General features: G+C 35.4%; 11 protein-coding genes. 7 read left to right on the forward strand and 4 right to left on the reverse strand.

All coding sequences use genetic code 11. The features are described 5' to 3' along the window. Positions 1–6: 6 nt before the first annotated feature. Together PEDSA_RS05965 and PEDSA_RS05970 are read right to left on the reverse strand one after the other, a co-directional pair. Entirely contained in the window at positions 7–729 is a 723-nt protein-coding gene (locus PEDSA_RS05965; RefSeq protein ID WP_013632264.1) for a FadR/GntR family transcriptional regulator, read from the reverse strand. 74 nt (positions 730–803) lie between these two features. After that, on the reverse strand, positions 804–1706 hold the full coding sequence (locus tag PEDSA_RS05970; RefSeq protein WP_013632265.1) for a fibronectin type III domain protein: 903 nt from the start codon (positions 1704–1706) through the stop codon (positions 804–806). 242 nt (positions 1707–1948) lie between these two features. Here PEDSA_RS05970 and PEDSA_RS05975 point away from each other — a divergent pair, with 242 nt between their 5' ends. The 6 genes from PEDSA_RS05975 to PEDSA_RS06000 all read left to right on the forward strand — a co-directional run bounded on the left by PEDSA_RS05975 (position 1949) and on the right by PEDSA_RS06000 (position 10603). After that, positions 1949–2806, forward strand: coding sequence for a restriction endonuclease (locus PEDSA_RS05975; protein WP_013632266.1), 858 nt, complete (start codon positions 1949–1951; stop codon positions 2804–2806). Beyond that, entirely contained in the window at positions 2796–3470 is a 675-nt protein-coding gene (locus PEDSA_RS05980; RefSeq protein ID WP_013632267.1) for an HAD family hydrolase, read from the forward strand. The genes PEDSA_RS05975 and PEDSA_RS05980 overlap by 11 nt, the downstream gene beginning before the upstream one ends. A gap of 77 nt (positions 3471–3547) precedes the next feature. Then, positions 3548–3754, forward strand: a complete 207-nt coding sequence (locus PEDSA_RS05985) for an RNA-binding S4 domain-containing protein (protein WP_013632268.1) — start codon at positions 3548–3550, stop codon at positions 3752–3754. Then, complete coding sequence (aroB, locus tag PEDSA_RS05990) at positions 3751–4812, forward strand: 3-dehydroquinate synthase (RefSeq protein ID WP_013632269.1); 1062 nt, start codon at positions 3751–3753, stop codon at positions 4810–4812. Before PEDSA_RS05985 ends, aroB begins: the two co-directional genes overlap by 4 nt. A gap of 139 nt (positions 4813–4951) precedes the next feature. Then, on the forward strand, positions 4952–7405 hold the full coding sequence (locus PEDSA_RS05995) for a penicillin-binding protein 1A (protein ID WP_013632270.1): 2454 nt from the start codon (positions 4952–4954) through the stop codon (positions 7403–7405). 36 nt (positions 7406–7441) lie between these two features. Next, the gene (locus PEDSA_RS06000) at positions 7442–10603 is read left to right on the forward strand and encodes a basic secretory protein-like protein (RefSeq protein ID WP_013632271.1); all 3162 of its coding nucleotides are present in this window, start codon (positions 7442–7444) and stop codon (positions 10601–10603) included. Positions 10604–10724: 121 nt separating this feature from the next. On the opposite strand, the gene PEDSA_RS06005 is transcribed toward PEDSA_RS06000, so the two are convergent. Beyond that, on the reverse strand, positions 10725–11069 hold the full coding sequence (locus PEDSA_RS06005) for a GIY-YIG nuclease family protein (protein ID WP_013632272.1): 345 nt from the start codon (positions 11067–11069) through the stop codon (positions 10725–10727). Positions 11070–11179: 110 nt separating this feature from the next. Between PEDSA_RS06005 and PEDSA_RS06010 the strand changes: the two genes are divergently transcribed. Continuing rightward, positions 11180–11953 (forward strand): XRE family transcriptional regulator, encoded by a 774-nt coding sequence (locus PEDSA_RS06010; protein ID WP_013632273.1) that lies wholly within the window; start codon positions 11180–11182, stop codon positions 11951–11953. A 115-nt stretch (positions 11954–12068) separates the two neighbouring features. Here PEDSA_RS06010 and PEDSA_RS06015 read toward each other — a convergent pair whose 3' ends face one another. After that, on the reverse strand, positions 12069–12935 hold the full coding sequence (locus PEDSA_RS06015) for an aldose 1-epimerase family protein (protein WP_013632274.1): 867 nt from the start codon (positions 12933–12935) through the stop codon (positions 12069–12071). Positions 12936–12939: the final 4 nt, after the last annotated feature.

The raw sequence follows: 12939 nt of genomic DNA on the forward strand, positions 1-12939 counted from the left end.
GATCTATTATACTTTTTGAAAGCCCGCTTTGCTAATCTCCCAAATCTCATCCAGATGTTCTACCATTGCCTTTTCTGCCTGTACCGGATCCTGATTTACAATAGCCTCGTAAATCGCCCGATGCTCTGGTATAGAACGTCTGCCCCTATCTTTTCCACAAACATTATTTTCCACAATACTTTTTATAAGATCTGGAATAATGAAAAGGATCATAGATTCTAAAACGGAACTTTTTGTTGCTTTGGCTACTTTAATATGAAATATCATATCTTCTTCTACTGCCGATGATGCACCAGATTCGATCTTACGTTCATATTCTTCCATAGCTTCTCTGATCTCGGCCAAATCCTGCTCGCTTCTTCTTTCTGCAGCCAGTTTTACTACTGCAAACTCAAGATGGCATCTGGCTTCTACCAAAGAATTAAAACTATCTTTGTTAAACTTAATGATATCGGAAATGATATTCTCGATAACATTAATGCTTAAGCCGGCTACATAAGTACCACTTTGCGGATTGGTTCTTAATAATCCATAAAACTCCAATTTCAAGAGGGCTTCACGAACATAACTTCTTCCCAATCCAAATCTTTCAGACAATGCTCTTTCAGATGGCAATCTGTCTCCCGGTTTCAGTTGCCCTGATGAGATCAGCTGTTTCAACTGACCTATAATCTTATCTACTGGAGACTCGACCTGAATAGCTTTAATATTGTCTATTAATGAATTCATATATTAACAAAATTTGGTAGACCAATTAATTGGTCTACCAAATATAGACATATATCTGATTATTGAAAAATATTTTATTTAATTATTTCCACTATACCGAAATCGTTAAATAGAACTGTTTCATCCCGTAACATCTGTGGGTTCAACAAACTCCTGTATATTCCCCATTTTGGTCGGCAGACACTGGTACCGCTACGCCATAAATCCAAATCAGCATATGATTTATTTAATAATACCTTGCCATCTTTCATCCTCTTGATAAGGATATCATAAGTGCCTTTAGTCGCATATTTCAATTGCTCCTCCACTTCTATCCAATTCCCTTTTAAATCAACCAATGGAATAGAAACTTTAGTAACAGCCTTATCATCATCGCCGGTATGTATCAATTCAAGAACGTCTCCAGTGGCTTTATATCTTGCCGTAAGCGTAATGATTGGTAAAGAGGCATTTCCATCGACAGGCTTTATTTGATGTAAATGAGTAAAATTGCTCGAAGGCTTAAAGTTTTCGTCTATCTTGAATTTCCATGAATATTTCACCGTTTCATTTAAAGTCGCCTTTAAACTGTCCGGTGACTTATCATAAGTCTTTATTTCGTTTCTCTGTCTATCAGAATCTGTTCCCCGGTCATTATCTGGTGTTACATGTATATGGAAAGCAAAAACATACTTCTCTAAATCTTTATCAAAAACTTGTGTAATGTGTTTTCCAAAGCCTGGATGGCTTACGTCTGGTACTTCAATTACATCTCCTGTACCTCCTAATACTTTATTAATTAAGGCATAGGTATCTTCTGCACCATTGGCGCTTAGAGTCATTCCCTTTTTGCTTACTATATCTGTGGGAGGAATTTCTTTAGATGGTTCTTCTTTAGGCGGCAAATTATTATCAACCTTTTGATCAGGAGCGGAATTATCTTTTCCTTTACAGGCTAATAAATAAAAAACAGCAAGAGCTAGTATTCGTTTATTCATAATCTAATTGGCGCACCAAAAATTGGTTGACCAAATATATTCATTTATTCGCGATAACCAATTTTTATTCAATTTAATTTGAAACCCTCAGACCTATATTAGAAAATCTTAAATGATTGGTTGTAAATTCTTATGGGTAAGAAAACACACTTTATTTGTAAAATTTTACTCTGATATGATCCTAACTTTGGTTTGGCAATTAAGTTTTATTTTCTGATTTTTGATTACTTATAGCTAAGATTTTGAATAACCCCATTTACGTTACTAAATTTTCGGGCGAAAAAATTGAATTTAACCCATCTGCTCTAAGAAATTCCTTAATTAAGTCTGGTGCGCCAATTCAACAAGTTGAACATGTTTTTGATGAGATGCAAAAACACCTTTATGATGGTATTACAACGAGAAAGCTCTATCAAATCGCCTTTAAGCTTTTAAAACAGCAACGAAATGTTTTCGCTGCCAGATACAGTTTAAAAAAAGCGCTGCGTGATCTGGGTCCTGCGGGATTTTATTTCGAAAAATGGGTTGCAAAGCTTTTCGATCACTATGGTTTTCAGACTTTAACGGGACAGATCCTGAATGGAAAAGCTGTTAAACACGAGGTTGACGTTGTTGCTCAAAAAGGAGACCGACTGATTCTTGCTGAATGTAAATTCCGGAATACTGTTGATGCAAAAATCAGCGTAACGACTCCTATGTACTTTCTTTCCAGGATTAAAGATTTAAGCGATACATCTTTCCATTTCTTCAATAAGGAGATGAAACTTACGGAAGGTTGGCTTGTCAGTAATGCCTATCTCACCAAAGATGCTATTGCATTCGCAGAATGTTATAACATACGTCTTATTTCCTGGGATTATCCTCAAGAAAAAAGCATTAAACAACGTGTAGACCAGGGAGGTTTATATCCCATCACCTGCCTAACAACAATTAATCAAAATGAAAAAGATGTACTGTTACAAAGGGGATGTGTTTTAGTAAAGGATATTGTTAGAGATAAATCTTTTTTTTCAACTTTACGGATATCCGAAAAAAGGGTTAAAAACATTTTAAAAGAAGCAAGAGAACTGATAGAATTATCGGGTATTAATGAGGAATAACGTTTACAATATGCCAAATACAATTAAAAATATCATTTTCGACTATGGTAATGTAATTTTCGATATAGACTTTCAAAAAGCTCAGGATTCATTTATAAATCTTGGAGTTAGCAATATTCATGATATTTACGGGCACAAAAATCAAAATAGCCTATTTGATGATTTTGATAAAGGAATTATCAGCGCCGAAGAATTCCGTAACGAAATAAGAAGGCTAACCGGACATGAAGAATTACTGGATCAGCAAATTGACGATGCCTGGAATTCGCTGCTTTTGGGCATTCCCGCGGGTAATCACGAACTTCTTTTACAAATCAAAGATCAATACAATACCTTTCTGCTTAGCAATAACAACGAAATTCATTACAGTTGGATTATGGATTATCTTAAGCGGGATTTTAACCTCGAAGACAATTCATCGTTCTTCATTAAAGATTATTATTCACATTTAATGGGAATGCGAAAACCTGATAAAGAAATTTTTGAAGCAGTTTTAGACAATCACCAACTTAACCCGGCAGAGACGTTATTTATTGATGATAGCCCTCAACATTTAAAAACTGCGCAGGAATTGGGTTTTAAAACTTATTTGATGACCAAACCTGATACCCTGCAACATTATTTTGCGACAAATGGATTATTAAGTACGAAGACGAATATCTAAGGCCCAAACCTTTGTCCGAAATTGCACTAACAAACTTAATTACTAAGGCGTAATGCTTTTTTTGTAATATTGCAAAGATGATTGAATTTGAATTAGACGGAGATTTTATCCCCATGATACAATTGCTTAAGGCTACAGATTTGGTAATGTCGGGTGGCGAAGCCCAAACTGTTGTTGAGGCAGGACTGGTAAAATATAACGGAAAAGTTGATTACCGAAAGAGATTAAAAGTTAAAAAAGGCGATATCGTAGAATTTAACAAACAAAAAATAAGAGTAATATGAACCAATTGATCAGTAGCGGATACAATATATATTTTGATAATACCTTGAGCTCTTTGGAGACTTTTTTAGCAGAAAACTCTTATTCAAAAATCTTTATTGTTACGGACGAAAATACCGGAGAGCACTGCTTACCATTGCTGCAAAAAAAATTACCAAAACTAGACCACTTCGATATTATAGAAATTCCGCATGGCGAGGAAAATAAAAATATCGATTTCTGTATTGGCATATGGAAAATGTTATTGGATTTTGAAGCCGATAGAAATGCATTGGTTATTAATTTAGGAGGTGGCGTTGTTACTGATATGGGAAGTTTCGCGGCATCTACTTACAAAAGAGGGATAGACTTTTTACAGATACCTACTACCCTTTTATCGCAGGTTGATGCTTCCGTAGGCGGAAAAACAGGAATTGATATTGATAATGTAAAGAATATCATAGGAACGTTTTCACAGCCTAAAGCGGTAATTATTTGTAATGAATTTTTAGATACCTTACCAGATAGACAGGTTACGTCTGGCTTTGCCGAAGTTATTAAACACGGCATTATTGCTGATAAGAAGTACTATGAAGAAATTATAAAGCTGAGCTCACCTAAAGACATCACCATAGAACAGATTCAACATTCTATAGAGATTAAAAACAAGGTGGTTCTTGAAGATCCGTTTGAAAAAGGTTTAAGAAAGATCCTGAACTTTGGACACACTATTGGACATGCAGTAGAATCCTGGTCTTTAGAAAATGACAATACTCCACTAACGCATGGCGAAGCTATTGCTATCGGGATGATTACGGAAGCTTATATCTCAAACAAAATAGATATGCTATCTGATGATAATCTGAATACGATAAAATCAGATATCCTGAAGTTCTTTCCTAAATATAATTTAAGATCAGATATCTACGACACATTACTTGAAGTAATGCAACACGACAAGAAGAATATCTCGGGTAAGATCAATTTCTCGTTACCTGATGAAATTGGAAACTGCAAATTCAATATTGTTGTAGATCAGCAGTTGATTAAAGATAGTTTAGACTTTTACAGAAGTCTGTAAAGAATAGCGCTCTAACTAATTGAGCGCTTTTTTTAATTCATCTATCAAAATAACATTTCTTAACATTTGATGTTTATCTTTTTTAAGATATTGGCATCACATTTCATAAAAAAACGCTTTCTTTTTTTCATCTTTATATATGTTTAAAGAAATACGCAATAAACCTCTCAGATATATCGTAATAGCACTTTACCTCGTAGTTTTATTTATATGTGCTGTAGAAATTAATTTCCTTGGTTTATTTGGATATACCCCTAACAAAAAAGACATTAAATTCCCATCACTCAGTATAGCGTCTGAGGTTTATACTGCCGACGGCAAACTTATTGGCCGGTATTATAGAGAAAACAGAACCCCGATTACTTTCAAAGAAATCAGCCCATCAATCATAAACGCACTGGTTGCCACTGAAGATATAAGGTTCTATAAACATTCTGGTGTTGATTTCTATTCAATTGCCTCAGGTATAATTTCAACCGTTACGGGAGATAAACGAGGAGGAAGTACTATTACACAACAACTTGCTAAAAATTTATACAGAACCAGAAACAATAAAGCACAAGGCTTTGTAAAACATATTCCAATTGTCAGAACACTGATCTCAAAATTCAAGGAGTGGTTAACGGCATATAAATTGGAATCCAATTATTCTAAAGAGGATATTCTTACCATGTATCTCAATACGGTTCCATTTGGAAATAATTCTTATGGAATTAATACAGCTGCGAAGCGCTATTTTGACAAATCCGTTAAAGATGTAAATGTAGAAGAAGCTGCCCTTTTAGTCGGTATGCTTAAGGCTACTTCTACCTACAATCCGATTAAAAACCCCGAAAAGTCTTTAGAGAGAAGAAATGTCGTATTATCACAAATGAATAAATACGATTATTTGGATGATAAAGCTTACAAAACAGCTATTGCTACACCGCTTAAACTAAAATTAGGAAAAGATACGGAGAAAAATGAAGGAGATTCCTACTTACGGACTGCTGTTGCCAAATGGTTAGAAACCTGGTGTGATAAAAATGGCTATGATCTTTACGAGGACGGTTTGAAGATTTATACCACTATAGACTCTAAACTTCAAAAATATGCTGAAGAAGCCGTATCTGAACAGATGAAATCGCTTCAAAAGCGCTTTTATAACTCGTGGGGAAATGAAATTCCGTGGAGAGATTCTGAAGGTAAAGTTATTGAGAATTTCATAGAAAATAATCTCCAGAAATTACCTTGGTATGCTGGGGTAAAAAAGAAATATGCCGGACAACCAGATTCTTTAAAGGCTTATCTCAACAAGAAGAAAAAAATGACAGTTTTCGATTGGAACGGAGACAAAGAAGTTGAGTTTTCTACAATAGATTCGATAGAATATTATGCTAAAATATTAAACACTGGCATGATGACTTTAGATCCTTTTTCCGGAAAGATTAAAGTTTGGATAGGTGGCGATAATTATAATTATTTCAAATATGACCACGTAAAGCAGGCAAAACGTCAGGCAGGATCTACATTTAAACCTTTTGCTTACTTAGCTGCATTGGAAAGTGGTATGTCTCCTTGTGACAAATTCACTGATAAACCCGTTAAAATAGAGTACGCCATTGGTAAAAAAAAGGAGATTTGGGAACCTAAAAACGCCAGCTGGCATTTCTCTTATCAGGAAATGTCCTTACGTTGGGCAATGGCAAGATCTGTCAATTCTATTACAGCTCAAATAACAGAACTTGTAGGTTGGGATAAAGTTGTAGAATTTGCTCATAAATGTGGTATCGAAAGCCCTTTACAATCCGTACCTTCAGTAAGTTTAGGATCTAATGACGTGAGTGTTTTTGAAATGGTAAAAGCGTACGGTACTTTTTTAAATGAAGGAAAACGGGTAGAACCTATTTTGGTTGAAAAAATCACCGACTTTGAGGGGAATTTAATAGAAGAGTTTAAAGCTAAACAAGAACGCGTTATAAGTGAAGAAATAGCCTGGCTGATGTTGTACATGTTCAGAGGAGGAATGGAAGAGCCGGGAGGAACATCTCAGGCTTTATGGGCCTGGGATTTGTTTAAGAACAACAATCAAATCGGTGGAAAAACAGGTACCTCATCAGATTACGTAGACGGCTGGTATATGGGTATAACCAAAGATTTGGTTACTGGTGTTTGGGTAGGTGCCGACGACAGAAGTGTCCATTTCAGAAATTCTGATACAGGAGAAGGCTCCAGAACGGCGCTTCCTATTTTTGCGAAGTTTATGGAGAAAGTTTATAAGGATCCAAGTACGGGCATAACCCAGGGACCTTTTCCTAAACCAAAAGTCGAGATTACCCGAACATACAATTGTCCAAGTCCAAGAATAGTTGTCGACACCACAAGCGTAGACAGCTTATCCGTAGATTCTTTGGATCATTCTTTTGAAATCCAGGAGCCGGCTCCAGTTCAAGAGGAAAGTCACTCAACAGAACTAAAAGAGAAATCGGATGTTAAATCAAATAATACGAAGGTTCCGGCAGAGAAGCAGGAGGAAAAGGCTGAAACTCCTTTAACTAAAAGAGAGGAACGCCAATTAAGAAGACAACTTAGGAAAGAACAATCCAAAAATTAATAACGAAGGAATATAATTATAACCAAGATATCTGAGATGAACATGACCCATACAAATTTCAATATTAAACGGCTTCTTTTTGTGTTTTTCAGTCTCACCCTTCTGGCAGTAGGCTACCCATCAAAAGCGCAGTATTTTGGACAAAATAAGGTGCGTTACAAGAACTTAAAGTTTAAGGTGTACGAAACGCCCCATTTCCATTTATACTACTATACAAAAAACGATAGCGTAATTAAAAATTTCGCCAAAGAAAGCGAGGCCTGGTACCATTTACATCAACAAGTTTTCAGGGACACTTTTAGAAAACCTAATCCGATTATTCTTTATGGAAATTCTCCGGAATTTCAGCAAACTACCATTATTGATGGAGAAATAGGTGTAGGAACCGGCGGGGTTACCGAAGGATTGAAAAATCGTGTTTTTATGCCTTTACAGGAAATCAATTTCCAAACAAGACACGTTTTAGGCCACGAACTGGTGCATGCATTTCAATATCATTCTTTAATTGAAGGAGATTCTACTCAACTTGAGAATATCGGAAACCTGCCTTTATGGATGGTTGAAGGGATGGCCGAGTACCTTTCTTTGGGAAAAGTTGATGCCAACACCGCCATGTGGATGAGAGATGCTGTTTTGAATAAAGATATTCCTACACTAAAGGATTTAACAACCAACAGTAAATACTTCCCTTATAGATATGGTCAGGCGTTTTGGGCCTTTATTGGATCGACATATGGCGACACTTTAATTATGCCTTTTTTCAAATCAACAGCCAAGTTTGGTTATGAAATGGCTATCAGAAGAACTTTCGGTTATGACGAAAGAACCTTATCCAGTTTATGGAAAAGTGCATTGGAAAACACTTACCGTCCTCTATTAAAGGATTCCGCTCAAACCAAACCAATAGGTACCAAACTTATTGATAATGTAAATGGTGGAGAAATGAATGTTGCCCCGGCGATTAGTCCCGACGGCAAATATCTTGCCTTTCTATCTGAAAAAGATCTTTTTTCTATCGATTTATATTTAGCTGATGCAAAGACTGGGAAGATAATCAGGAAATTGACTTCCCGAATCAAAAACAGCCATATAGATGAGTTTAATTTCATAGAATCGGCTGGTGCCTGGTCCCCTGACAGTAAACAATTTGCTTTCAGTGCGTTTAGTAAAGGTCGAAACCAGTTAGTGATTGTTGACATTGAAAGTGGAAGGACGCTTTTGGAAAAAGCAATGGGAGAAGTGGAACAGTTTGGTAATATTACCTGGTCTCCTAACGGCAAAGACCTTGCTTTTACAGGTTTACAAAATGGCCAAAGTGATATTTTTAGCTATAATCTGGATACGCAGCAGATTACCCAGCTCACAAACGATAAATACACTGACTTCCAACCCTCCTATTCTACTGATGGAAAAAAAATAGTATTCTCTACAGACAGATTGGACCTGGACAAAGGCCTTAGTGCTTACATATCCATGAATTTAGCGGTATTGGATTTGGCAACTAAAGAGGTAACCAATATCGATATATTTGCGGGCGCTAATAATTTCAATCCTGTTTTCGACTCTACAGATAAGAATATCTATTTTCTATCTAACAGAGATGGTTTTAGAAATCTTTATAAGTACAATTTTGCGACTCACAGTACGACGCAACTTACAGATTATTTTACAGGGATAAGCGGCATAACAGAGAACTCACCTGCCCTAAGTATTTCTAAAAATGATGACATTGTATATTCTTATTATCGTTCTCAACGATATACGTTGTATAATGCAAAAGCATCAGAGTTTGAAACTAAAACGGTTGCAAACAATAGCGTAGATTTGAGGGCAGCCACCTTACCTCCATTCTCTTCTGTTGGTGTAGATATAGTAAATAAAAACTTGGTTAATTTCCTGGCATATAGTGATATGCCTACAGATTCTATAAAAACAATTGCTTATCGTCCGCAATTTAAACTGGATTACATCGCCAGCAATGGTGTGGGTGTCTCTACAAGCAGATTCGGTACAGGAATGTCTTCTGGTGTTCAGGCTATTTTTAGTGATATATTAAGTAGAAACCAGATTTTCGCCGCTGCTTCTGTTAATGGTGAAATTTATGATTTTGGTGCTCAATTGGCATATATTAACCAGGAAAGCAGATGGAACTGGGGAGGCGCTATTTCACATATTCCATATCAAACCGGAACTTATGGAGCGGGCTTAACAAACATAAATACTAGTGGGAATACACAAACTTCGGTTTACGAGGAATATATAGATATTATCAGAATTTTTGAAGAATCAGCACAGGCTTTTACTTTCTATCCTTTTAATAAAACTACGCGTATTGAATTTGGAACGGGCATATCGCATTACTCTTATCGTGTAGATAGGTATAGCACTTATTACGACTATTACACCAGCGGTGGTTATGTTATCCCAACTTACGCTTTGTACCAAGACAAACGGAAAATATCTAAAGATGAATATCAAAATTCTACAGGATATAGCCTTAATTCATTTACAGTTTATCAACTTAATACTGCTTTAGTTGGTGATAATTCTTATTCTGGAGTAGCAGCACCATTGGGTGGATATAGATATAGACTTTCACTCGAACAAAATTTTGGGACATATAGCTATACAGCTCCTACCATAGATTTAAGAAAATATATTAGGGCGAAACCTGTAACTTTCGCTGGTAGATTGTATGGTTATGGGCGTTTAGGAGATGTAAATAAACAACTTTATCCATTATTTATCGGATATCCTTATTTGATCAGAGGTTATGAAGCCAATAGCTTTTACAACAACAGCTCAGGAGGTGTTGATGGATTTAACATTAACCAATTAATGGGAAACAGAATTGCGGTTGCTAATTTTGAGGTGCGCTTACCTTTTACCGGCCCCGAAAAGTTATCCGCAATAGAATCTAAGTTTTTATTCTCCGATTTGAATCTGTTTTTTGATGCCGGTTTAGCTTGGGATAAAGGTCAAAAAGTAGAATTCAAAAAAGCCCCTTCTGTGATAGGTCAAAACCCAAATGGAAGCTTTATTTACGAAGATGTGAAAGTTCCTGCTTTAAGTGCTGGTATTTCTGCTAGAGTAAATGTTTTTGGTTATTTTGTTTTGGAGCCATATCTCGCAATTCCTTTTAACAGGAAAGATGTAAAAAAACCAGTATTTGGCTTAGCTTTTGCGCCGGGCTGGTAGAAAATGATATTTCATAAATAAAGGCTGATATAAGAAAAAATATCAGCCTTTATCATTTATATATGCTATGAAGAATATTTTTACTAACTAACTTGCCAAAGGCATCCCTTCGGGAAACTAATTAACTGGCATAACTAAAAATAGGATTTATAGTTGGAATATTCCTTTGAAGATTCCTCTCATATCTAACAGCCAAAGTAAGATCTAACCAGTTATTATTTACATCGCGTATCAATTTCTCTTTTTGCGCTCTTGTATATTTACTTAAAGCGGAAAACCTCTTATTTGCTGTTATTTCGGAATTAAACTCTTCAAAATACACTAAACTGGTTAGTTTTTGATCTGTATGAAAAAGCAGATTAGGTATCTTAGCATAGAAATCCATTGTCTTTATCAAATCAGAGCTCATACCTACATGTAATGTCTTTCTGTTTGCGTCCGTAACTATAAAAACTATATTCTTCATAACTCGCTTAAAATTTTATTAATATTATTTTTAGTAAACCAATATTTATTACTAATTTTATTGGCACAATAATACTAACAATTTTAGTAAAAACAAATTTATTTTTAATAATGGGTAGAATCTCTGATAATTTAAAGTATTTAAGGAAGAAAAAGGGCCTTACACAGCAGCAATTCGCTGATGTAATGGAAATTAAAAGATCTCTTGTTGGAGCTTATGAAGAAGACAGAGCCGAGCCCAAATACGATTTACTAAAAAAAATAGCAGAATATTTTGAAATTAGTATTGATGATTTTATCAATGAAAAAATAAACGATAAGTGGTCTCCCAAACCGAAAGGTGATCCTTCCAACCTGAGAGTACTAAGTATAACACTAGATAATAACGACAGAGAAAATATAGAGTTTGTAAATGTAAAAGCAAGTGCCGGTTATTTAAATGGCTATGGCGATCCGGAATATGTTGCTGAATTACCTAAATTTTCATTACCTATGTTTAATCAGGGAACATACAGAGCTTTTGAAATAAAAGGAGATTCTATGCTTCCGTTACCTTCGGGATCTATTATTATTGCTGAATATGTAGAAAATTGGAATAATCTAAAAATTGGAGATACGGCAGTAATTGTAAGTAAAAATGACGGAGTGGTTTATAAAAGAATAGCAAGCAAATTCAAACCAGAAAAAGGGATTAAATTATCTTCTGATAATCAGGTTTACGAACCATATACAATTGTTACCGAAGATATTTTAGAAATATGGCAGGCAAAAGCATTTATTTCTACAGAATTACCCCAACCTACTCCGGAACCTACTATGGAAAGCTTAACAAGCATGATGGCACAGATGCAGAAATCTATTGTACAATTACAACAAGGTAAATAAAACCTTCCTATCTGTTGATCGCCTTTGGGAACAACAGACATTTTCATAAAAGACAAAAGCTGGTTTTACCCAGCTTTTGTCTTTTATGATCATTTAGAATTTAATCCTTTGGAATCTATTCAAACGTGATATCAATATTGGCTTCAAAAACATGGCCTTTATCCAGAGCTTGTATACCTGGCTTTTCAGAAATATCATTCTGCCCAAGCTCATTGTCTGCATAACCTAACCACGGTTCGATACATACAAAAGGAGCCCCGGGTTTTGCCCATATTCCTAATTCCTTGAATTTATGAAAATCCAATTTAATCGATTTTGTAGCTCTATTATTTCTTAGCGTTACACTTCTGGAATTAATATACTTAAAAACTAAAGCGTCATCGTCAAATAAATTCGCTTTCAACGGTAGTTTTGTTCCTTTTAATATTTCTTTATGGCTCCCATTAAACAATCCTTTATCAGATAACGTAGAAGCTACCAAATCCTCTTCTTTCTCAAACTGTATATAATAGTCCTCATAAACCTCACCTTCTTCTAAAGGTACATTGAATCCTGGATGGCCGCCTACAGAAAAATATATCTTTTTATCTTCTTTATTAACCACTTTGTAAGTAATCTGAACCTGATTGCCTACCAAACGATAAGTTAATTCAAATTCGAATTTATATGGGTATATCTGTAATGTTTCGTCATCATAACTTAACGACAAAACGGCTTGCGTAGGCGTAGACTCTATTCTCCTGAAATTACTCGTCCTGGCAAATCCATGTCTGTTTAAGTTATATTCTTTTCCGTCGATCTTTAACTTATTCTCTTTTAAACCACCAACAACAGGAAATAAGTTTGGTGCATGATATCCCCAGATATCCGGATTTCCCTGCCACATATATTCGGTTCCCGATTGTTTGTCAATAACTGAAGAAAGCTCGGCTCCCTTCAACTTAATTGCGACTTTTAACTTATCGTTTTCTAAAACTACCATACAC

The organism is Pseudopedobacter saltans DSM 12145 (assembly GCF_000190735.1).
In the GTDB taxonomy this organism is placed as follows: domain Bacteria; phylum Bacteroidota; class Bacteroidia; order Sphingobacteriales; family Sphingobacteriaceae; genus Pseudopedobacter; species Pseudopedobacter saltans.

Bases quoted from the DNA above. Each gene is read 5' to 3' on its own strand.
- PEDSA_RS05980 (WP_013632267.1), top strand. From the start codon at position 2,796: ATGAGGAATAACGTTTACAATATGCCAAATACAATTAAAAATATCATT.
- PEDSA_RS05970 (WP_013632265.1), bottom strand. From the start codon at position 1,706: ATGAATAAACGAATACTAGCTCTTGCTGTTTTTTATTTATTAGCCTGT.
- PEDSA_RS05995 (WP_013632270.1), top strand. From the start codon at position 4,952: ATGTTTAAAGAAATACGCAATAAACCTCTCAGATATATCGTAATAGCA.
- PEDSA_RS06015 (WP_013632274.1), bottom strand. From the start codon at position 12,935: ATGGTAGTTTTAGAAAACGATAAGTTAAAAGTCGCAATTAAGTTGAAG.
- PEDSA_RS06000 (WP_013632271.1), top strand. From the start codon at position 7,442: ATGAACATGACCCATACAAATTTCAATATTAAACGGCTTCTTTTTGTG.
- PEDSA_RS06010 (WP_013632273.1), top strand. From the start codon at position 11,180: ATGGGTAGAATCTCTGATAATTTAAAGTATTTAAGGAAGAAAAAGGGC.
- PEDSA_RS05985 (WP_013632268.1), top strand. From the start codon at position 3,548: ATGATTGAATTTGAATTAGACGGAGATTTTATCCCCATGATACAATTG.
- PEDSA_RS06005 (WP_013632272.1), bottom strand. From the start codon at position 11,069: ATGAAGAATATAGTTTTTATAGTTACGGACGCAAACAGAAAGACATTA.
- aroB (WP_013632269.1), top strand. From the start codon at position 3,751: ATGAACCAATTGATCAGTAGCGGATACAATATATATTTTGATAATACC.
- PEDSA_RS05965 (WP_013632264.1), bottom strand. From the start codon at position 729: ATGAATTCATTAATAGACAATATTAAAGCTATTCAGGTCGAGTCTCCA.